Raw genomic sequence first — 20599 nt, forward strand, 5'->3', positions numbered from 1 at the left:
TCAACGCTCGAAGGAGAATTCACTGTCGCCGATCCTGATCCGGTCACCGGCGTGCAGGGGCTGTGGGCCGCGCAGCGGTTCACCATTCAGGTACGTACCGTTCGTGGAGCCAAGGTCCTCCAACACCATCACATCCCCCTGCGGGACGAGGCGCGCATGACGCGCGGACGCAAATCCATCCTCGAGGCGAATGTCCGCCTGATCGCCGCGCCCGAGCAGCGCGCCGTCGCTCAGATCATAGGCGGACCCGGCGGCGAGGCCCGCTCCGGCGTTCACCCGCAGCTTCGGCGCACCCCCGTCGCGGCCGAGCGGAGCGGACGCGGTGTACATGCCGGTGGCGTCCTCGAAGTCCGCACTCGGACCGAGGTAAACGTCCTCGGAACCGCCCCGCAGGTCCTTCAGCGCGGAGCGCGCGACCCAGAGCAGGAAGAGATACAGGACGGCCAGGAAGCCGAACTTCAGTGCGACGGCGATCGGGTCGAGCTCCATCCGTTACTCCAGCTCGAAGGTCACCCGTGAGGTGCCGATCTCGATCACGTCGCCGTCCTTGAGCGACTGGGGTCCGTTCACACGGCGTCCGTTGACCTTGATGCCGTTCGTCGAGCCCAGGTCGTTGACGATCCACGACCCGCCGGAGGGACGCACCTCGGCGTGGTGGCGGGAGACGTTGGGATCGTCGATCACGACGTCGGCGTCCCGGCTGCGGCCCATGACGGCGCCCTTGGAGCCGACGATCTCCGCGCGGCCGTCGAGGCGCAGGCGGGCGCGGCCCCGGCGCGGGTCGGGCTCGCGCAACGGTTCCTGCACGCGGTCGGCGGTCGAGTAGACCATCGTGCGGCCCTCGTCGGCCTGGCTGGGGCCATCGGCCTCGCGCTGCGGCGGCGTGACGCGGCGCGCCTGGATCCCGAACTCGCCCAGGCGCAGCTTCTCGTCGGTCTTGAACACGACGCGCGGGCTGGTGCCGAGCGTGATGCGCTCGCGGCGGGCGTGCTCGAGCAGATACCCCGACAGCTCAGAGGCCAGTTCGCCCTCGGTGCCCTCGAACTGCGCGCGGTCCTCCGGGGACAGCCACACGGCGTATTCGTTCGGTGCGTAGACGCGCGAAAGCGACTGGACTTTGTGCTCGTCCATCTCTTTGGCAAGTTTGCGCGCGATCTCGACAGGGCGGACCTCGGACTTGAAGGCGCGCGAGAACGTGCCCTCGACGAGCCCGGCGAGCTTTGATTCAAGGCTGCGCAGCACGCTCATGAGCGGCTACCCGGACGTGGTGGCCATGATTGCCGGTGCACAGTATCCGGCTCAGCGTCACGGCTCCACCACCCGTCCTCCCCGTAGGTGTGGTACCGCGACCGCGAGAACGCCCGCCAACACGGCCCCGACCACCATTCCACGCGGCTCTGGGGCGCCGATGAATTGGGCGATCGCGGCGGTTGTGGCGCCGAGCGCGGCCGCCCACATCGAGGCCGCGACGACGTCCGCGGCCAGCCACCGGCCTCTGACGAGCCACGGCAGCACGAGCGCGGCGAGCGCCCACAGGCCCGCGTAGAGGAGCGCGCCGGAGGTCAGCAGGGGGGAGACGACGAGATCCAGGGCCGCGTTGCCGTCGCGCAGGGCGGGCGCGAGCGCCTGTGGATCGCCGAGGACCGCGTGGTCGCTGGGGGCGGCTTCGCCGAGGATCGCCTCGCCGAGCAGCGGGGCCGCGAGCAGCGCCCACCAGGCCCCGAGGGCGCCCAGGGCCACGCGGGCGAGCGGCCCGCTCGCCCGGCCGGCGAGTGCGGGGTACGCCCCGGCGACGGTGGCGAGGCCGAGCAGCGGAGCGAGCGCGGGAACCGACCACGCGGTCCCGCGGGTGCGCAGCGCGAGCGGGACCGGGAGGGCGGCGGCTCCCACCAGCACGGCCGCGCCGGGCTGCCGGTCGCTCAGCACCGCGATCACCGCGACCGCCGTGACGAGCCAGCCGATCCGCGGGAGGATCGCGACGGCGGCGACGGCGGCCAGCGCGGGGAGCAGCGGCTGGCCCGCCCACTGCAGGGCGGCGACGGCCAGGCCTCCCGCGAGCAGCGCCGCCACCGCGCGCCCTGCCCCGCGGGGCAGGGGGGCGAACGGCTGGGTGCGCTCGAGCGGGTGGGGGGCGACCGTCCCGCCGTCGTCGGAGACCTCCGGCAGCGACTCCGCGAGCTCGGCGGCGAGCTCGTCCAGCGTTCCGCGCTCGTCGGGCCGCGGCCGCAGCGCGCGGTCGATCGCCTCACATAGCTCCTCGGGCAGGTCCTTGCGGGAGCGCTTGAGGCTCGGCAGGACGGTGCCGACGCGGCGGGCGGTCGCGGCGGGCGAGCCGGCGCGGACGGGGTTGAGCCCCGCGAGCGCCTCGTAGAGCACGAGCGCGAGGCTGTAGACGTCGCAGCGCTCGTCGACGCGCTTGCCGGCCGCCTGCTCGGGGGCCATGTAGGCGAGCGTGCCGACGACGTCGCCGGTGCGGGTGAGGGCGTCGTCGCCCGCGAGGTGGGCGACGCCGAAGTCCGCCAGCTTGGCCACCCCCGCGGCGGAGCGGGGAGCGTCGGGGACGAGCACGTTCTGCGGCTTGACGTCGCGGTGCACGACGCCGCGGCCGTGGGCGTGCTCGAGCGCGCCGCACAGCGCCAGGCCGATCCGCAACACGTCACGGTCGCTCAGGACGCCCTCGGCACTGAGCTCGTCCAGCGTCCGGCCGTAGACCAGCTCGGAGACCAGGTAGCGCGCCCGGGAGTCCTCCCCGGCGTCGTAGACGGCGACCACACCCGGGTGATCGAGGCGGCCGGCGGCCAGCGCTTCGCGGCGTCCGCGCTCGCCCTTGCCCGGTGCCCCGGGGATGACCTTCACCGCTACGGGGCGCTCCAAGCGCTCGTCCCTGGCCTCGTAGACTGTCCCGAACCCGCCCGAACCCAGCCGATCTCCAAGCCGGTAGCGGCCCAGGACGAGTTCGGCCTCGACCGCCACGGAACGCTCGTCGGTCGTCTCCATCAGGCACCCGGTTCGTCGCGCCGCGTCCGTTCCCTCCGACCCCCCTGTTACGTTGAAACTTGCCGGATCCCCCGAGGAGACGAATTTGTCCTTCTTCGACGAGGACGACGAGCCACCACGCACCGCACGCACCCGCGTGCGCTCATCATCGCCGCCGCCACGACGCGGCCGGGTCACCTCCGGCTCGCCGATGGACGCCCAAACCGTGCTCGTGCGGCGGATGATCGCGGGCATCGCCGGCGTCGTGCTGCTGCTGATCCTGTTCTTCCTCGTCCGCGCCTGCAACAACACCCGCCACGAGAACGCGCTCAAGGACTACACCCGCCAGGTCTCGGCCATCGGGACCGAGTCCCAGCAGCAGGGCGAGCAGCTCTTCAAGGCGCTCGGCGCCGCCGGGCAGGGCTCGCCGACCGACCTCTATCAGTCGATCCTCGCGCTCAAGGGCTCGGCCGACCAGTCGCTCAAGCAGGCCCAGGCGCTCAGCGTCCCCGGCGACATGTCGCCCGCGCAGCAGTCGTTGCTGATCACGCTCGAATTGCGTCGCGACGCGCTGCAGGCGACCTCGGACAACATCAAGGACGCACTCGGCGATCCGGGCGACAACGCCGACGCCGCGATCAACCACATCGCCGGGCAGATCAACGCGATGAACGCCTCCGACGTGCTCTACCAGACCCGCGTGCAGCCGCTGATGAAGTCCGCGATGGCGGGAGCCGGCCTGCCGTACACCATCTTGCCGTCGCAGTTCGTCCGCGAGATCTCGTGGGTCTCGCCCGCGTACGTCGCGCAGAAGCTCGGGACGCAGCTCTCGGCCGGCACCGACGCCAACGGCACGGACACGACGAAGAAGAACCAGACGACCGGCCCGGGCCTGCACGGCACCGGCCTCAACAGCACCGTCTACGGCAACGTCACGCTGCAGCCCGGCGTGTCCAACCGGCTCACCTACGTCAAGGGCCAGGCGTTCGTGGTGACGTTCACCAACCAGGGCGACAACGACGAGTTCGACGTCAAGGTCACGCTGAAGATCGCCAACGCCAGCGGTTCCGGCACGCCGATCACGCTTACGAAGACCGTCCCGCAGATCACCAAGGGCCAGAAGCTCCCGGTCGAGCTCCCGCTCAACCGCGAGCCGGCACTCGGCGCCGCCGTCAACGTGAGCGTCACCGTCGCCGCCGTTCCGGGCGAGAAGAAGACCGACAACAACAAGTCGACCTACCCCACGCTCTTCGCTCAGGGCTGAGGTGGCCCCGGCCGTGAGTTCGACGCATTCCGACGGGCCCGGACCACCCCTGCCGGGCGGCGGCCGCCACACACGTACCACCAGTATGCGAGCGGCGTCCGCCGCGGGCAGGGGCGCCCCGTGATCTGGCCGGCGATGCGCCGAACTCCCGGCCGGGACCACTAGCCTCTGGGGTTGTGTCGGACTTCTCGGCTGCCCCGGGGATCGTTGCCCTCGCCGCCGCCGCGGCGGCGCTGATCTCCCTGATCTGGCTGCTTGTGCTCAGCATCCGCTTCCGGCGGGTGCGCGGCGCGCAGCGGCTCGTGCTGGGCGAGTACGGGCAGACCGACCTGGTCGCGCACGCGAGCGAGTTGCAGCAGGCGTTCGAGGTGCTGCACGGGCGGGTCGAAGAGGTCGCCCGCCAGCTCACCGAGCGCATGGCGGCGGCCGAGGATCGCCTCGACGGAGCGATCGCGTACCGCTCGCTCGTCCGCTACGACGCCTACGGCGAGATGTCCGGTCACCAGTCGACGACGATCGCCCTGCTCGACGCCGATCACAATGGCGTCGTGCTCTCTTCGATCGCGCACCGCGATACTGCGCGTCTGTACTGCAAGCAGATCAACGCCGGGCAGGGCGAGCATCAGCTCTCGCCCGAGGAAGTCGAAGCCGTCCGGCTGGCGCTGGCCGGCGGCGAGGTGCAGTCCGTGATCCTGGAGTCTGGGTGAGAGTCGCGTACCTCGGCCCGCCCGGCACGGTCAGCGACGAAGCCCTGACCGCGGCGGCGCCCGATGCCGAGCCGGTCCCACTGTCCACCTTGCGTGACGTCGTGCTCTCGGTCCAGGAACGGCGGGTCGAGCGGGCGCTGGCGCCGGTCGAGAACGCGCTCGAGGGCGGCGTCGACCCAGTGCTCGACGCGCTCGCGCTCGAGGCGCCGGACGTCGCGCTGATCGGCGAGGTCGTCCAACCGGTCTCCTACTGCCTGGCCGCCGGCCGCGAGCTCCCGCTGGACGAGATCACGATGGTGCTCTCGCATCCGCAGGCGCTGGGCCAGTGCAAGCGCTGGCTGGCGACCCACATGCCCGGCGCCGCCGTGGTCCCGGCGGCCTCCACGGCCGACGCGGTCCGCGACGTCGCGCAGGACGGCTCGGGCACCCACGCCGCGATCGGCCCGCGGCTCGCCGCCCGCCGCTACGGCGCGGTGATGCTCGCCGAAGGCCTCGAGGACGACGCCGGCAACGCGACGCGCTTCGCCTGGATCGCCCATGCCGACGCGGCACCGCCGCCGCCGGAGCACGGCCCGTCGAAGACGATCCTGGTCTTCTGGGGCATGGGCTCAGGCGCCTCGGGCTGGCTCGTCTCGTGCCTGGCGGTGTTCGCGTTCGCGGGCATCAACCTCACCCGCATCGAGTCCCGCCCCCTGCGTCAGGGCATGGGCGAGTACATGTTCTTCCTCGACCTCGAGGGCTCCACCGCGGACCCGGCGGTCGCCGGCGCGGTCCAGGGCCTCAAGCGCCACGCCGAAGTGGTTCGAGTCCTGGGCTCGTTCGCTACCTAGGGTTTTCCGGCAGGACCTACCGCTACACTGCCCAGCGTGGCAACCGCTGTACCCCCAGGACCACTGGGGTCCGTGCCGCCCGGAGACCACCCGCGGCACGGACCTGAAGCTGACGGCTCCAGTAGCCGTTGGAGTGGTGGTCGTGTGCTCGTCCTCAATGCGACGTACGAGCCAATCAACGTGTGCACCGTGCGGCGCGCCACCGTCCTGCTGCTCAAGGACAAGGCCGAAGTCGTCGAGGTGGGCACCAAGGACCTGCACTGGGCCACCGGCTCGCTGCCCCGCCCGGTCGTGATCCGCCTCGTGACCTACGTCCGCATCCCGCGCGACACCCACAAGCGCAAGATCACCCGCCGCGCCGTCTTCGCCCGCGACGGTTGGATGTGCCAATACTGCGGCGCCCGCACGAGCCTCACGGTGGACCACGTGATCCCCCGCTCCAAGGGCGGCGGGTCCGGCTGGGACAACATCGTCGCCTCCTGCGCCCCGTGCAACCGCCGCAAGGCCGACCGCCTGCCGCACCAGATCAACATGCACCCGCGCACCAAGCCCCACACCCCGGGCGCCCACATCTTCATCCAGCTCGCCTCGCCGACGATCCCGGCGACCTGGCGCCAGTACCTGCCGCGCGCGGCGTAATCCACCGCACCACAAAGGGGCTTCACGGGTCACCGTTTGGGGAACCAGAAACGGTGCGATGCCTTCCGACACCATCGACGTCCCCGCCGGCCCGTCACTGGCCGGCCGCCTCGCCGCCGCCATCGCCCTGACCATCGGGTTCTACGCCCTCGCCCTGGCGCTCGCGGGCGCCCTGATCGCGGCCGGGGTCCTCCCGTGGGTCTTCGAGGGCCGCAACAACCTCTGGCTCACGATCGCCGGGCCGTTCTTCGGCATCTCGATCCTCGTCGCGATCTTCCCCCGTCGCATCCGCTTCGTCGCCCCTGGCCTCAGGCTCACGGCCGAGGATCAGCCGCGCCTGCACCAGCTCATCACCGACGAGGCCGTTCGCGCGGACGAGCCGGTCCCCGCCGAGATCTATCTCACCTTCGAGCCCAACGCGTCCGTGATGGAGCCCAAGCGCGGGCGGCGAGTGCTCGTGGTCGGGATCGGCCTGCTGCGGATCCTCACCGAGCGCGAACTGCGTGGCGTCCTCGCGCACGAGTTCGGCCACTACCGCGGCGGCGACCTGAAGGCCGGCCCGTGGATCTACCGGACGAGAACCGCGATCGGCCGGACGATCGACAACCTCAGCGAGCACGAGGTCGCCGACGAGTCCTGGTCGCAGCGAGCGATCCGCAAGCCGTTCCTCTGGTACGGCAACGCCTTCCTGCGGATCACCGCCGCCATCTCGCGGCGGGAGGAGTTCGCCGCCGACGCCTGCGCCGTCCAGAGCGTGGGCCGCGCCGCGCACGTCTCGGCCCTTCAGCGCCTGCACGCCTTTGGACCCGGGTTCGACTTCTACTGGCAGCATGAAGTCGTCCCGGTCCTCCAATCCGGCCGGCGCCCCTCGGTCTCGGACGGCTTTCGCCGCTTCGTCGAGCATGAGGACGTGACGAAGAGCGCGGATGCGCACCTGGAGGAGATCCGTGAGAAGGCCTCCGACGCCTACGACTCGCATCCGTCGCTCGCCGAGCGGATCGCCGCGGTGCAGGGACAGCCCGACGGCGTCGCCGACAACACACCGTGCGCGATCGGGCTGCTGCGCGACGCTGACGCTGCCGAGCGCGAGCTGTTGGCCTACGTGATCGGTGACGAGTTGCGCGAGTTCGAGCCCGTCGACTGGGACGCCGTCGGCAACGAGGTCTACGGCCGGCGCGCCGAAGCGCTGACCGAGGCGTACCCCCAGATCCTCGACGGCGTCTCGCTCGGCACGCTGCCGGACGCGGTCGCGGCGATCCCGGCCACCGCCCGCAAGCTGGACGCCGACGAGAGCGACGACCCGAACGGGCTTGTGGCCCATGTCCTCGGCGACGGGGCGCTCCTGGCACTGCGAAGCGCGGGCTGGACGCTGACCGCCGAGCCGGCGGAGCCGATCGGCGCCCGCCGCGGCGACGCCGTCCTCGCTCCCCACAGCGTGGTCGACCAACTGCGCACGGGCGAGCTCGACGCGGAGACGTGGCGCGAGCGCGCGCAGTCCCTCGGCGTCAGCGACCTCGAACTCGCCAGGGCCGCCGCGCCCGCCGCTTAAACGTAACGAGGCCCCGGTCGACTAACCGGGGCCTCGCTTACAACCTGCTGGACTTTCTGCCGTCACCGAACTTTCTAGGCGGCCGGGGGGACTAACTCCGGCATCAGTGGCGGCGGTGCACCGGTGTGGATTCCGCTAGAAACGCGGGGTCCAGCGCCGGCTGGTCTAGCGGCCGGGCACCTCCAGGGTCCCACAAGAACTGTCACTCAACTTCGGACCACCCCCTTTCTCTGGTGATTCGAAGAGTAGCGAACTCTCCGGCGGACCCGCAAGCGCTATTCGTCAGCCTCGTCCTCCGGGGAGGGCTCGATGGTGTCCTCACTGACACTCTCCGGCAGCGGACCGTCCATGGGAACGTCGATCGGCAGGTCCTCGTCGAGAACCGCCGCCGCGGTCGACGTCTCGGACTCGACCACCAGCGCCACCGCCGAGACCTGATCGCCCTCGCGCAGGTTCATCACCTTCACGCCCTGCGAGGCGCGGCCGTAGCGGTTGATCCCGCGCACCGACGTGCGCTGCACCATGCCGTTCTGGGAGATGAAGACGAGCTCCTCGTGCTCCCGGACCACGAGCGCGCCGGACAGCAGGCCCTTGGTCTCGGTGAACGTGATCGTCTTGACGCCCTTGGCGCCGCGCGACGTGAGCCGGTACTCGTCCACCGACGTGCGCTTGCCGTAGCCGCCCTCGGTCACGACCAGCAGGTCCTGACCCGGACGCGCCACGTCCATCGCGAGCACGTAGTTGCCCTTGTCGGAGACGTCCATGCCGCGCACGCCGCTGGTGTCGCGGCCCATCGCGCGGGCGTCGGACTCGCGGAAGCGCACGGCCAGGCCGGCGTGGGAGACGATCAGGATCTCGTCGTTCTCGTCCACCCGGCGCACGGCGACGAGCTCGTCGTCCTCGCGGATGTTGATCGCGATGATGCCGTCCGCGCGGATCGGCGTGTTGTACGCCTGGAACGCGGTCTTCTTCACCGTGCCGTTCCTGGTGGCGAACATGATGTAGGGCGACTCGCCGAAGTCCCGCGTGGCGAGCACCGACTGCACCCGTTCGCCCTCGCGCAGCGGCAGGACGTTGCCGAGGAAGCGACCCTTGGAGGTGCGCGACATCTCGGGCAGGTCGTAGACCTTGGACCGGTAGACCTTGCCGCGGTTCGTGAAGAACAGCAGGTAGTCGTGGGTCGAGGACACGAACAGATGCTCGATGAAGTCCTCGTCCTTCATGTCCATCCCGATGATCCCGACACCACCGCGGCGCTGGGCCCGGTAGGTCGCGAGCGGGAGCGACTTGATGTAGCCCGTGTTCGTGATCGAGATGACCATCTGCTGGTCGGCGATCAGGTCCTCGATGTCGATGTCGTCCTCGGACGGCGCGATCTTCGTGCGGCGGTCGTCGCCGTAGCGCTCGGAGATCTCCAGGAGCTCGGTCTTGATCAGCTCGAGGACCATGTCCTCGTTGCCGAGCAGCTCGCGCAGCTCGCGGATCCGCTCCATCTTGTCGGCGTGCTCCTTGCGCAGCGCGTCGGCCTCCAGGGCGGTCAGCTGCTGCAGGCGCAGTTCGAGGATGGCCTGCGCCTGGACGTGCGTGAGCTCGAAGCGCTCCATCAGCCCGGTGCGGGCGCTGTCGCGGTCGCGCGACGAGCGGATCAGGTCGATGACCTCGTCGAGGTGATCGAGGGCGATCAGCAAGCCCTCGAGCCGGTGCACCGAGCGCTCCAGCGCGCGCAGCTCGTGCTTCGCGCGGCGGACGATGACCTCGCGCTGATGGCGGACGTAGTTGAGGATGACCTCGCGCAGCGAGAGCAGCTTCGGAACGTTCTCGACCAGCGCGACCATGTTCACGCCGAACGTCGTCTGCATCGGCGTGTGCTTGTAGAGCTTGTTCAGGACGACCTTGGGGTTCGCGTCGCGCTTGAGCTCGATCACGAGCCGCATGCCGTTGCGATCGGTGTGGTCCTGGACGTCTGAGATCTCGGTCAGCTTCTTCTCGTTGACCAGATCGACGATCTTCTTGATGACGCCGCTGTCGCCGCCCTTCTTGACCATGAAGGGCATCTCGGTGACCACGATCGCCTCGCGGTTGCCGCGGATCTGCTCGAAGTGCGCGGTCGCGCGCACGCGCACCTTGCCGCGGCCGGTCTCATACGCGTCGCGGATGCCCGAGAGACCGAGGATGACACCGCCGGTCGGGAAGTCCGGGCCCTTCATGTGCTGCATCAGCCCGGTGGTGTCGATGTCCGGGTTGTCGATGAACGCGATCGTCGCCGCGATCGTCTCGCGCAGGTTGTGCGGCGGGATGTTCGTCGCCATGCCCACGGCGATGCCCGACGACCCGTTGACGAGCAGGTTCGGGAAGCGCGCCGGCAGGACCAGCGGCTCGCGCTCGGAGCCATCGTAGTTGGGCCCGAAGTCGACGGTGTCGGAGTCGAGATCGCGCAGCATCTCGCGCGCGATCGGCGCCAGCCGCGCCTCCGTGTACCGCATGGCGGCCGCGGGATCGTCATCGACGGAGCCGAAGTTGCCCTGTCCGTCCACCAGCGGGTAGCGCAGGGAGAAGTCCTGCGCCATGCGGACGATCGTGTCGTAGATCGCGGAGTCGCCGTGCGGGTGGTACTTGCCCATGACGTCGCCGACGATGCGCGCCGACTTGACGTAGGGGCGGTTCGGCTGCAGGCCGTTCTCGTTCATCGAGAACAGCGCACGGCGGTGGACGGGCTTCAGGCCGTCGCGGACGTCGGGCAGCGCGCGCCCGACGATGACCGACATCGCATAGTCGAGGTAGGAGGAGCGCATCTCCTCCTCGAGCCCACGGGGCTCGACGTTGCCCGACATGATGGTGGTTGACATGGCCTAGATATCCAGAGTTGCGACGCGGGCGTTTTCCTCGATGAACTCGCGGCGCGGCTCGACCTTGTCGCCCATCAGCATCGTGAAGAGGCGGTCGGCGGCAGCGGCGTCGTCCATCGTGACCTGGGCCAGCGTCCGGGTGGTCGGGTTCATGGTGGTCGAGGCCAACTGGTCGGCGTTCATCTCACCGAGGCCCTTGAAGCGCTGCAGCTTGACGCCCTTGCCGGCGACGCTGAGCACCGCGCGGCGCAGCTCCTCGAACGACGGGGCGTCCTCGCTCTCGGTGCCGAGCGCGACCGTGAAGGGCGGGGTGCCGGCGAGCTTGATCAGGTCGGCGTGGACGCGGGCGAGCTGACGGAACTCGTTGGCGGTGAACATCGACGTGCGCAGCCGGTGCGTCCGGGCGAGGTTCGAGCGCCGCTCGGTGGCCTTCACGCGGATCAGGTTCTCGTCGGCCGAGACCAGCTCGGTCAGGAACGGATCGGTCTCGACGACGGGGCGCGCCAGCAGCTCCAGCAGCTCTTCCGGCGTGCGGATCTGGTTGTCCAGGATCTGCGACTCCTCGAGGAACTGCACGACCTCGTGCCCGTGCTCGGCCCGCAGCGCGCTCGACCAGCCCTCGTACTGCTTGAGCAGCCGGGTGTAGCGCTGCCAGCGCACGTCGGTGAGCTTGAGCGCCCGGCCCTCGTTGTCGGCGATCTCGAAGCGCTCGAGCTTGTCGCTGAGCAGGAGGTTCTCCAGCTCGGACTCCTTCTCGATGTAGCGCTCGCTCTTGCCCTGCGTGATCTTGTACAGCGGCGGCTTGGCGATGTAGATGTGCCCGGCCTCGACCAGGTCCTGCATCTCGCGGAACAGCAGCGTCAGGATCAGCGTGCGGATGTGCGCGCCGTCGACGTCGGCGTCCGTCATCAGGATGATCTTGTGGTAGCGCAGCTTCTCGATGTCGAACTCGTCGCGGATGCCGGTGCCCAGCGCGGTGATCAGCGCCTGGATCTCGGTGTTCTGCAGCACCTTGTCGATGCGCGACTTCTCGACATTGAGGATCTTGCCGCGCAGCGGGAGCACCGCCTGCGTGGAACGGTCGCGGCCCTGTTTGGCCGAACCGCCGGCGGAGTCACCCTCGACGATGAAGATCTCGGCGATCTCGGGCTCCTTGACCATGCAGTCGGCGAGCTTGCCGGGGAGACCCATGCCGCCCATCGCGGACTTGCGGGCCGTGTCGCGGGCCTTGCGCGCGGCGGCGCGGGCCCGTGACGCGTCGACGGCCTTGCGGACGACGCGGTCGGCCTCCTTCGGGTTCTCCTCGAGGAACTCGGCGAGCTTGGCGTTGACCACCGACTCGACGAAGCCCTGCATGCCCGGGTTGCCGAGCTTGGTCTTCGTCTGGCCCTCGAACTGCGGGTCGGTCAGCTTCGCCGAAATGACGGCCGACAGACCCTCGCGGATGTCATCGCCTTCGAGCGACTTGTCCTTGCCCTGCTTGAGGAGGCCCGAGCTGAACGCGTAGCGGTTGATCGTGCGCGTCAGTGCCGAGCGGAACCCGGAGAGGTGCGAGCCGCCCTCGTGCGTGTTGATGTTGTTGGCGAACGAGAAGACCGACTCCTGATAGGTGCCGTTCCACTGCATCGCGACCTCGACGGCGCCCTCGTCGCTCTCACCGGAGAAGTAGATGACCTTCTCCTGGATCGGGTCCTTGTTCTCGTTGATGTAGCGGACGAAGTCCTCGATCCCACCCTCGTAGTGGAACGTCTTGGTCTTCGTGCCCTCGCCGCGCTCGTCGGTGATCGTGATCTGCAGGCCGCGGGTCAGGAACGCCGTCTCGCGCAGGCGCTGCTCGAGCACGCTGTACTCGAAGTTCAGCGTCTCGAAGATCTCGTTGTCCGGGCGGAAGGTGATCGTCGTGCCGGTCTCGGTCGTCGGCTCTCCCTGGACCATGTCGCCCTGCGGGGCGCCACGCACGTAGGACTGGGTCCACGTGTAGCCGTCGCGCTTGATGGTGGCCGTCAGTTCGTCCGAGAGGGCGTTGACGACGGACACACCCACGCCGTGCAGGCCACCGGAGACCTTGTAGCCGCCACCCTCGCCGAACTTGCCGCCGGCGTGCAGGACGGTGAGGACGACCTCGAGGGCGGACTTGTCCTCCTTCTCCATCTTCGCGACCGGGATGCCACGACCGTTGTCGATGACCGTGACCGAGTCGTCGGGATGGATCGTGACGTCGACCGTGTCGCAGTACCCGGCCAGCGCCTCGTCCACCGAGTTGTCCACAACCTCATAGACGAGGTGATGGAGCCCGCGGGGACCGGTCGAGCCGATGTACATGCCCGGACGCTTGCGCACGGCCTCGAGGCCCTCGAGGACCTGGATGTTCTGCGCGTCGTAGCCCTCAGGCTGCTTCTGTCCGTTGGTTAGGTCGCCGGTGCTCAAGGGTCCCTTTCGTCCACACAAGGACGCCCCGGCGGGACACGATCGTCCGAGGCCGGGGCGTGGCAATTCAGTCCCTTGATTCTAGCAGTCAGACGATCTCAATAAGGACGCGCGCGCGTAGCGCAAGTCCTGCAAATGTCAAGGTTCAGCTGCGCGTCGCACGCGTCCGCAACCGCTTCACCGCGGGACGTCCGAGCGCGTCGTTGAGGCGCTCGACGACCAGCTCCGACATCAGGTCGAGCTCTTGCGCGGCCGTCGCTTGATCGCACGCGATCGTGACGACCCCGTCACGCTCGATGACGGGTTCTCCGTGCGCCGCGAAGTGGCCCGCGCACCGTGGCCACACCCGCTGGACGGCCGCGAGCAGCGTGGGCGGCTCGAGCCGGTCGGCGAGCGCGTCGAGGGAGAAGCCGACGGGCCGCGGGCCCTGTCGCCTCACGCTTCGACCCCTTGCAACGCCCGTCCGCCCTCAATGAAGATCTTCTCCACGTCGTCGGCGTCCGAGCCCGGGACGTGCTCGAGCTCGGTGGTGGTGATGACCGCCTGCCCGTCCCTGCGCAGCAGGCTCGTCAGCCGTTCCCGGCGCGTCGCGTCGAGCTCGCTCATGACGTCGTCGAGCAGCAGCAGGGGCGCGGAGCCGCGCTCGGCCGCGAGCTCCTCCCGCTCGGCCAGCAGCAGCGAGAGCAGCCCGAGGCGCTGCTGACCGCGGGAGCCGTACGCCCGCAGCTCACGCCCTTCGCGGCGGAACGCCAGGTCGTCGCGGTGCGGTCCGTGGCCCGTGAAGCCCCGCTCGAGGTCGGACTCGACGCGCTCGGCGAGCTCCGCGACCAGGCCGGCGGCGTCGGCGGCCTTCGAGCGCGGCCGGTAGCGCAGCTCGACCTCGCCCTCGAGGCCGAGCCCCGCCGCGTGCTCGGCGAAGCGCGGGCGAAGCCGCTCGACGGTGGCGTCGCGGTCGGCCATCAGGGCGATCCCGTGGCGGGCCAGCTCCGCGTCCCAGGCCGGCAGTGAGGCCTTGGAGGCCCGGCCGGCGCGAATCGAGGCCAGAAGCGCGTTGCGCTGCGCGAGCGCGGCCGAATAGGCGCGGCGCGTGCCCGCCCGCGCCGGCCACAGCGCGGCGACGACCTGGTCCAGGTGCGAGCGCCGCAGCGCGGGCGCGCCGAGCACCAGCTCCAGCCGGTCGGGCAGGAAGACCGATACCAACGGTCTTGCCGACACCCCCACGAGGTTGTCCACAGGGGCGCCGTCGGCCTTCAGGCGCTTCGCGTCGCCCGGCTTGAAGCCGACCGAGATCTCATGCCGGCCCAGCGCGTCCTCGCAGGCCAGCTCCAAGCGCGTCAGCTCGGCGCCGAAGCGCACCACCTCGCGCTCGTTGGCCGTCCGGCAGGAACGGCCCGTGCAGGCGAAGTAGATCGCCTCGAGGAGGTTCGTCTTCCCGGCGCCGTTACGGCCGGAGACGACCGTCAGCCCCGGCCCCAGCCGCACGTCCGCCGCACTGTAAGAGCGGAAGTCGCGCAGCGAGAGCCGGGTGGCGATCACACATTCAGTCTGATCGGCATCAGGAGGTACTGGAAGCCCGACTCGTCCCCGGCCTCGATCATGCCCGGGCGCAGCGGCGAGATGAGCTTCAGGACGACGTCGCCGCCCTCGATCGCCTCCAGGCCGTCGCGGAGGAACTCCGGGTTGAACCCGATCTCCAGCGGCTCGCCGGCGAACGGGACCGGCAGCGTCTCGCGCGCCTCGCCCACGTCGGGCGTGCGCGCCGAGACCGTCAGCTCGCCCTCGGTAAACGCCAGCCGCAGCGGCGCGTTCTTCTGCGCCAGCAGCGAGATGCGGCGCACGACCTCGGAGATCTCCCCGCCGGCCAGGCGCAGCGCGTGCTCGTAGGCGTCGGGCAGCAGCTGACGGTAGTTGGGGAACTGGCCGTCGATCAGCCGCGAGGAGAGCACCACGCCGCCGGCCTCGAAGACGACCTGGTTGGCCCGCACCGAGACGGCGAGCTCCTGGGCGTTCTCGTGCTGGACGATCCGCGTCAGCTCCTGCAGCGCCCGCGCCGGCACGTTGGCCTCGAACGCTCCCGAGAGCGCCTCGTCGAGCTTCGTCTCCTTGACCGAGAGCCGGTAGGAGTCGGTGGCGACCATCCGCAGCTCGTCGCCGGTCGCCGAGACGAGGATGCCGGTCAGGACCGGGCGGGTCTCATCCCGCGAGGCCGAACGCGCCACCTTGTTGACGGTCGCGACGAACGCGTCGCCGGGGACGAGGACGCGATCGCCCTCAGGCTCCGGGAAGGGCGGGAAGTCCTCGGAGCGCAGGGTGCGAATGTGGAAGGTCGCGGAGCCGCCGACGATCTCCACGTCCTGCTCGGTGGGGCGCAGCTCGAGCGTGACGTCGGTGCCGGGGAGCGCCCGGACGACGTCGACGACGAGGCGGGCGGGCAGGACGACGGAGCCCTCACGGACGATGTCGCCTTCCAGCGGCACGCGCAGGCCGATCTCCATGTCCGTGGCACGGAGCTCGATCGCGCCGCCGGTCGCGAGCACTTGGACTCCGGACAGGGCTTGAACGGCGCTGCGCGTGGATGCCGCGCGCGTAACCGTCTGCAGCTGGCCGAAGAGCGCCTCGCGCCGGGTCGTGATCTTCATTCGGCTGCCGCCTCTCGCGTCGAGATCGGGTGATGAATCTGTTCAGTGGTCATCGGGGTTGTTCATTGTGTGCACAAGCCGTGCGAAGCGCGTTGTGAAGCCGCGAACGCCTGTGCACGAACTGTCGAAGTCTGGCAGTCGAGTCGGTCGCATCACTCGCCGCCGAGCTCGCGGGTGAGCTTGCGCACAGCCTCGTAGGCGTCTTTGTCGGTCGCGATCCGCTCCGCGGTGCGCTTGCACGCGTGCATCACCGTGGTGTGGTTGCGGTTGCCGAAGGCGCGCCCGATCGCCGGCAGGCTGACGTCGGTCAGCTCGCGCGAGAGATACATGGCGACCTGGCGGGCGAACGCGACGGGCTGGGTGCGGGTGCTGGAGAGCAGGTCGTCCATCGTGATCCCGAACGCCGCGCACGTCTGCTCCTGGATCTCTTTGACCGAGCGGACCTTGGGCTTGAGCTGTGGATAGAGGCCGTCGAGGACCTCGTTGGCCAGCTCGGGGGTGACCGGGCGACCCGTCAGCGAGCCGAAGGCGACCACGCGGATCAGGGCGCCTTCCAGCGCGCGGAGGTTGGTCGCGACTCGGTCGGCGATCAGCTCGAGCGCCTGCGGGTCGATGTCGCCGACGTCGTCCTGGGCGACGCGCTTGCGCAGGACCGTGAGGCGGGTGGCGCGCTCGGGCGGCTTCACGTCGCACACCAGGCCAGCCTCGAAGCGCTCGCGCAGCCGGTCCTCGAGGGCTTCGAGGTCGCGCGGCGGGCGGTCGGAGGTCAGGACGAGCTGGGCGCCCGCCTGGTGCAGCGCATTGAAGGTGTGGAAGAACTCCTGCTCGGTCTTGGCTCGGCTCTGCAGGAACTGGACGTCGTCGACGAGCAGGACGTCGACGCCGCGGTAGGCGGCCTTGAACGCCTCCATCCCGCCGTCCTTGAGCGCGCCGACGAAGTGGTCGGTGAAGGCCTCGACGGTCGTGTAGCGGGCGGTCAGGCCGGCGCCGTGCTCGTGGACGTAGTTGGCGATCGAGTGCAGCAGGTGGGTCTTGCCGAGCCCGGGCGGGCCGCAGATGAACAGCGGGTTGTAGGCCAGGCCGGGCATCTCGGCGACCGCGAGCGCGGCCGCGTGGGCGAGGCGGTTGCAGTCGCCGATGACGAACTGGTCGAACGTCAGGCGCGGGTTGAGCTCCTGCGCGATCTGCGCCCGCTGTGCCTCCGGGCGCGGCCGCTCGATCTCCACCTGCTCCTGCGGCCCCACGATGTCCACGCGCGCGCCTGGCCCGATGACCGTCTCCGCGAGGGCGTTGAGCAGGCGGGTGAAGCGGGTCTCGACCCAGCTACGGACGTCGTCGGGCGCCTCGAGCACCAGCGTGGTGCCGGCGAGCTCTCGGAACCCGACCCGCTCGAGCCAGATGTGCCACGTCGACTCGCTCACGGCGCGTTGGGCTTCCGTCCGGAAGCGGTGCCAGATTGTCGCTGGATCGGGATCTGACACTAGGCGCGTAAAGAGTCCTCCTCGGCTGCTGCCGAGGCTCGAAGTGGGCTACGGAGAGGGCCGCGAACGGCCCGGAGCGCGAACATAGCAAAGGGTCCAGGGACGGTTGACGGCCTTCCCCGGACGCCTCCGCAAATCGCGCGAGAATGTGAACGCGGGCCTCGTGCACAGCTGTCCGATCGATGTGCATAACGGTGTGCGCCCTGCTCCCGTGTATCCTTGTACGCCGCCGCGCAGCGAGGCGGCTCGGTGCTGCGCCGAGCCCTCCAACCCACCCCGGCCCGCGGCCCAAGGAGTCCACGAACCGTGAAGCGCACCTATCAGCCCAAGAAGCGCAAGCGCGCCCGTACGCACGGGTTTCGCGAGCGCATGAGTACCCGTGCCGGTCGCCTCGTCCTGAAGCGGCGTCGTGACAAGGGTCGCAAGAAGCTGACCGTGAGCGACACGAAGCACTAGTGCCTGGGCGCGCCCCTGGTCGTCGCCGGCTCTCGCGTAGTGCGGAGTTCGAGCGCGTCTACCGGCAGGGCCGCTCGAAGGGCAATCGCTTCCTCGTCCTCTACGCCTTCCCCCATGGGGAAGGCGACTCCGGCCGCGCGCCCGACGACGGGCCGCGGCTCGGCCTCTCCGTATCCAAGCGCGTCGGCGGCGCCGTCGACCGCAACCGCGTCAAGCGCGTGCTGCGCGAGGCCTTCTGGGAAGAGGCCGAACGGCTGCCGTCCAGCTCGGACTACGTGGTCGTCGCCCGCCCGGATGCAAAGGGCCTTGCCGAGCGCGAAGGCATGAACGGCATCCGCACCGCGCTGGCTGAGCTCGTCGACGGCCTGGGCGGATCGCCCGCCCCGCCGTCGGAAGCCGGCTCGTGAAGCGGCTCGCGATCGCGCCGATCCGCGCCTATCAGCGCTGGATCTCGCCCGCGTTCCCGCGCCGCTGCAAGTACCACCCGACGTGCTCGGAGTACGCGGTGCAGGCCGTTCAGTCCTATGGCATCCTGAGAGGAACGGTGCTCGCGGCCTGGCGCATCCTGCGCTGCAATCCGTTCAGCCATGGCGGCTACGACCCTGTGTCCGCCCAGACCCTCTTCCGCCGCCAACACGTCTCCCCCTCTTAAACCGTGCACCTTCTCCTGAACGTCCCCGTAATCCAGCCGCTGATCGACTTCTTCGAAGCGATCCTGAAGTTCTTCCACGACAACATCGGGATCGGCTGGGGCTTCTCGATCATCTTGCTGACGATCCTCGTCCGCGCGTGCCTACTCCCCCTGACGTTCAAGCAGTTCCACTCGATGCAGCGGCTCGCTCACCTCCAGCCGGAGATGAAGAAGCTGCAGGAGCGGTTCAAGAACGACAAGGAGCGGATGAACCAGGAGATGATGAAGTTCTATCGGGAGAACAAGGTGAATCCGTTCGCCTCGTGCCTCCCGATGGTGGCCCAGTTCCCGGTCTTCATCTCGCTGTACTACATGCTGCGCACCGATCTCCGGCGGGACATCTGCCCGGAGATCAACGGTCCCGGCACGCCGAACTTCGCGCACCCGATCCCCTGCGGGTCGACGGGCGAGTCGCAGTTCCTGTTCATCAAGGATCTGACGGACAAGGCGACCGGCACGACGCTGATCATCCTGATCGTCCTCTACGTCGGCACGCAGCTGTTCTCGACGCTGCTGATGTCGACGACGACGGACAAGACGCAGCGGATGATCTTCTTGGCGCTGCCCTTCATCTTCGTCACGTTCGTCATCCAGTTCCCGGCCGGCCTGCTCGTGTACTGGATCACCACGAACACGTGGACGATCGTCCAGCAGGCGATCATCCGTAAGCGGCTCGGCCCGCTGCGTCCGCCCGGGGCGGATACCGGCGGCGGCGGATTGGCCGGCCTGTTCGGCGGTGGGGGCGGCGGCAGCGGTGGGGCGACCGTGGCCGTGGAGGGCCCGAAATCCGGCGGTGGTGGCAACAGCGGCGGCAAGGCGGCCACGCGCGTCAAGGAACCCGCCGGCGTCGGCGGAGCCGAACCCAAGGGCCGGCCGGCAAGCCGCCCACCCGCACCACCAAAGAAGAAGAAGAAACGTTCGGGGAGACGGCGATGAGCGCATCTGGCGACCGCGTGAAGGACTTGCTCGAGCACATCAGCGATGCGCTCGCGCTGGACGCCGACGTCCTGGTCGAGGAGGAGGGCCGCAACATCACGGCCACCCTCGAGGGCGACGACCTCGGCCTGTTCATCGGCCGTCACGGCCAGACGATCGACGCCGTGCAGCACCTGGCGTTCAAGGCGGCGACGCGGGATCATCCCCCCGCTGCGGGCCTGCGCGTCGTCGTCGACGCCGCCGGGTACCGGGAGCGGCGCGAGTTGGCGCTCCAGCGGCAGGCCGACGAGGCGGCGGAGAAGGCCGTCGACACCAGTCGCCCGGTGGCGCTGGACGCGATGAGCGCGACCGAGCGGAAGGTCGTCCACGAGTACCTCAAGGACCGCGAGGACGTCGAGACGTACTCCGAGGGCACCGAGCCGGATCGCCACCTCGTCGTGGCTCCGCTCGACTGACCGAGCGTTTCACGTGAAACTCTCCGAGGTGGCCCCGGCGGGTGCCGTCGAGCCGCTGGCGGCCATCCTCGAGCTGCAGGCCCACGACGTCACCGCGTCCACGACGGTCCGCGATCCTCGCGAGGCCGTGGGCCGGCACGTCGCCGATTCCCTGTCCGCGCTCGAGTTGCCCTTCGTTGCGTCCGCCACCCGCATCGCGGACCTCGGTTCCGGCGCGGGCTGGCCCGGCCTCGCGCTCGCCGCCGCGCTCCCCGAGGCACGCGTGAGCCTCGTCGAGAGCGCGATCCGCCATTGCCGGTACCTGGAGCGGGCGATCGAGGTGTCGGGCCTGGAGAATGCGGACGTCGTCAACGCTCGAGCCGAGAGCTGGCCTGAGGGCATCGGCGTCCACGATCTCGTCACCGCACGGGCGCTCGGGGCGCTCGCCGTGATCCTCGAATACGCCGCGCCGCTGTTGATCGAGGGTGGTCATGTCGTGGCGTGGAAAGGGGCGGCGTCCGACGAGGAGGTCTCCGCCGCCACCGCCGCCGCGGCGATCCTGGGCCTGGAGCCCCGGGGCGTGGTCGCGGTGACGCCGTTTCCCGGCGCACGCGACCACACGCTGCATGCCTACTGCAAGATCGCACCCACTCCGAGCCGCTTTCCGCGCCGGCCGGGGATGGCGACGAAGCGCCCGCTCGGCTGATCGAACCCCGTCAACCGT

At 69.8% G+C, this 20599-nt stretch carries 20 protein-coding genes; 11 read left to right on the forward strand and 9 right to left on the reverse strand.

Annotated features, from left to right (window positions below; all coding sequences use genetic code 11):
- The 3 genes from OM076_RS17060 to OM076_RS17070 are packed head-to-tail and all read right to left on the reverse strand — an operon-like array spanning position 1 to position 2997.
- Positions 1-489 (reverse strand): FHA domain-containing protein, encoded by a 489-nt coding sequence (locus OM076_RS17060; RefSeq protein WP_270041234.1) that lies wholly within the window; start codon positions 487-489, stop codon positions 1-3.
- Between the two features lie 3 nt (positions 490-492).
- Positions 493-1248, reverse strand: a complete 756-nt coding sequence (locus OM076_RS17065; protein WP_270041235.1) for an FHA domain-containing protein — start codon at positions 1246-1248, stop codon at positions 493-495.
- Between the two features lie 57 nt (positions 1249-1305).
- Positions 1306-2997 (reverse strand): serine/threonine-protein kinase, encoded by a 1692-nt coding sequence (locus OM076_RS17070; protein ID WP_270041236.1) that lies wholly within the window; start codon positions 2995-2997, stop codon positions 1306-1308.
- A 190-nt stretch (positions 2998-3187) separates the two neighbouring features.
- On the opposite strand from OM076_RS17070, the gene OM076_RS17075 reads away from it, so the two are divergent.
- The 5 genes from OM076_RS17075 (at position 3188) to OM076_RS17095 (ending at position 7965) form a co-directional block, all read left to right on the forward strand.
- Positions 3188-4240 (forward strand): hypothetical protein, encoded by a 1053-nt coding sequence (locus OM076_RS17075; protein WP_270041237.1) that lies wholly within the window; start codon positions 3188-3190, stop codon positions 4238-4240.
- Positions 4241-4416: 176 nt separating this feature from the next.
- A complete protein-coding gene (locus OM076_RS17080) occupies positions 4417-4947 on the forward strand; it encodes a DUF4446 family protein (protein ID WP_270041238.1) in 531 nt (176 codons plus the stop codon).
- Positions 4944-5777 carry a prephenate dehydratase gene (pheA, locus tag OM076_RS17085; RefSeq protein ID WP_270041239.1) on the forward strand — a complete coding sequence of 278 codons (834 nt, stop codon included), beginning with the start codon at positions 4944-4946 and terminating at the stop codon, positions 5775-5777. The genes OM076_RS17080 and pheA overlap by 4 nt, the downstream gene beginning before the upstream one ends.
- Positions 5778-5921: 144 nt before the next feature.
- Positions 5922-6416, forward strand: coding sequence for an HNH endonuclease (locus OM076_RS46135; protein ID WP_505017721.1), 495 nt, complete (start codon positions 5922-5924; stop codon positions 6414-6416).
- A gap of 58 nt (positions 6417-6474) precedes the next feature.
- A complete protein-coding gene (locus tag OM076_RS17095) occupies positions 6475-7965 on the forward strand; it encodes a M48 family metallopeptidase (protein WP_270041241.1) in 1491 nt (496 codons plus the stop codon).
- Positions 7966-8240: 275 nt separating this feature from the next.
- Here OM076_RS17095 and gyrA read toward each other — a convergent pair whose 3' ends face one another.
- The 6 genes from gyrA to dnaA form a co-directional block, all read right to left on the reverse strand.
- Positions 8241-10811, reverse strand: a complete 2571-nt coding sequence (gyrA, locus tag OM076_RS17100; protein ID WP_270041242.1) for a DNA gyrase subunit A — start codon at positions 10809-10811, stop codon at positions 8241-8243.
- A gap of 3 nt (positions 10812-10814) precedes the next feature.
- Complete coding sequence (gene gyrB / locus OM076_RS17105) at positions 10815-13238, reverse strand: DNA topoisomerase (ATP-hydrolyzing) subunit B (RefSeq protein WP_270041243.1); 2424 nt, start codon at positions 13236-13238, stop codon at positions 10815-10817.
- A 145-nt stretch (positions 13239-13383) separates the two neighbouring features.
- The gene (locus OM076_RS17110; RefSeq protein WP_270041244.1) at positions 13384-13677 is read right to left on the reverse strand and encodes a DciA family protein; all 294 of its coding nucleotides are present in this window, start codon (positions 13675-13677) and stop codon (positions 13384-13386) included.
- Positions 13674-14774 (reverse strand): DNA replication/repair protein RecF, encoded by a 1101-nt coding sequence (gene recF, locus OM076_RS17115; RefSeq protein WP_270041245.1) that lies wholly within the window; start codon positions 14772-14774, stop codon positions 13674-13676. The genes OM076_RS17110 and recF overlap by 4 nt, the downstream gene beginning before the upstream one ends.
- The gene (gene dnaN / locus OM076_RS17120) at positions 14771-15877 is read right to left on the reverse strand and encodes a DNA polymerase III subunit beta (RefSeq protein ID WP_270041246.1); all 1107 of its coding nucleotides are present in this window, start codon (positions 15875-15877) and stop codon (positions 14771-14773) included. The genes recF and dnaN overlap by 4 nt, the downstream gene beginning before the upstream one ends.
- A 152-nt stretch (positions 15878-16029) precedes the next feature.
- Positions 16030-17358 (reverse strand): chromosomal replication initiator protein DnaA, encoded by a 1329-nt coding sequence (gene dnaA, locus OM076_RS17125; protein WP_270041247.1) that lies wholly within the window; start codon positions 17356-17358, stop codon positions 16030-16032.
- A 306-nt stretch (positions 17359-17664) separates the two neighbouring features.
- On the opposite strand from dnaA, the gene rpmH reads away from it, so the two are divergent.
- The 6 genes from rpmH to rsmG are packed head-to-tail and all read left to right on the forward strand — an operon-like array spanning position 17665 to position 20581.
- Complete coding sequence (gene rpmH, locus OM076_RS17130) at positions 17665-17814, forward strand: 50S ribosomal protein L34 (RefSeq protein WP_270041248.1); 150 nt, start codon at positions 17665-17667, stop codon at positions 17812-17814.
- Complete coding sequence (rnpA, locus tag OM076_RS17135; RefSeq protein WP_270041249.1) at positions 17814-18221, forward strand: ribonuclease P protein component; 408 nt, start codon at positions 17814-17816, stop codon at positions 18219-18221. Before rpmH ends, rnpA begins: the two co-directional genes overlap by 1 nt.
- Positions 18218-18466 (forward strand): membrane protein insertion efficiency factor YidD, encoded by a 249-nt coding sequence (gene yidD, locus OM076_RS17140; protein WP_270041250.1) that lies wholly within the window; start codon positions 18218-18220, stop codon positions 18464-18466. Before rnpA ends, yidD begins: the two co-directional genes overlap by 4 nt.
- Positions 18467-18469: 3 nt before the next feature.
- Positions 18470-19441 (forward strand): YidC/Oxa1 family membrane protein insertase, encoded by a 972-nt coding sequence (locus OM076_RS17145; protein ID WP_270041251.1) that lies wholly within the window; start codon positions 18470-18472, stop codon positions 19439-19441.
- Entirely contained in the window at positions 19438-19896 is a 459-nt protein-coding gene (locus OM076_RS17150; RefSeq protein ID WP_270041252.1) for a Jag family protein, read from the forward strand. The genes OM076_RS17145 and OM076_RS17150 overlap by 4 nt, the downstream gene beginning before the upstream one ends.
- Positions 19897-19909: 13 nt before the next feature.
- Positions 19910-20581 carry a 16S rRNA (guanine(527)-N(7))-methyltransferase RsmG gene (gene rsmG / locus OM076_RS17155; RefSeq protein ID WP_270041253.1) on the forward strand — a complete coding sequence of 224 codons (672 nt, stop codon included), beginning with the start codon at positions 19910-19912 and terminating at the stop codon, positions 20579-20581.
- Positions 20582-20599 lie beyond the last annotated feature (18 nt).

It is taken from the genome of Solirubrobacter ginsenosidimutans (genome assembly GCF_027587205.1).

Coding starts and splice junctions, on each gene's coding strand:
- OM076_RS17060 (WP_270041234.1), bottom strand. CDS start 489: ATGGAGCTCGACCCGATCGCCGTCGCACTGAAGTTCGGCTTCCTGGCC.
- OM076_RS17065 (WP_270041235.1), bottom strand. CDS start 1,248: ATGAGCGTGCTGCGCAGCCTTGAATCAAAGCTCGCCGGGCTCGTCGAG.
- OM076_RS17070 (WP_270041236.1), bottom strand. CDS start 2,997: ATGGAGACGACCGACGAGCGTTCCGTGGCGGTCGAGGCCGAACTCGTC.
- OM076_RS17075 (WP_270041237.1), top strand. CDS start 3,188: ATGGACGCCCAAACCGTGCTCGTGCGGCGGATGATCGCGGGCATCGCC.
- OM076_RS17095 (WP_270041241.1), top strand. CDS start 6,475: ATGCCTTCCGACACCATCGACGTCCCCGCCGGCCCGTCACTGGCCGGC.
- gyrA (WP_270041242.1), bottom strand. CDS start 10,811: ATGTCAACCACCATCATGTCGGGCAACGTCGAGCCCCGTGGGCTCGAG.
- dnaN (WP_270041246.1), bottom strand. CDS start 15,877: ATGAAGATCACGACCCGGCGCGAGGCGCTCTTCGGCCAGCTGCAGACG.
- OM076_RS17150 (WP_270041252.1), top strand. CDS start 19,438: ATGAGCGCATCTGGCGACCGCGTGAAGGACTTGCTCGAGCACATCAGC.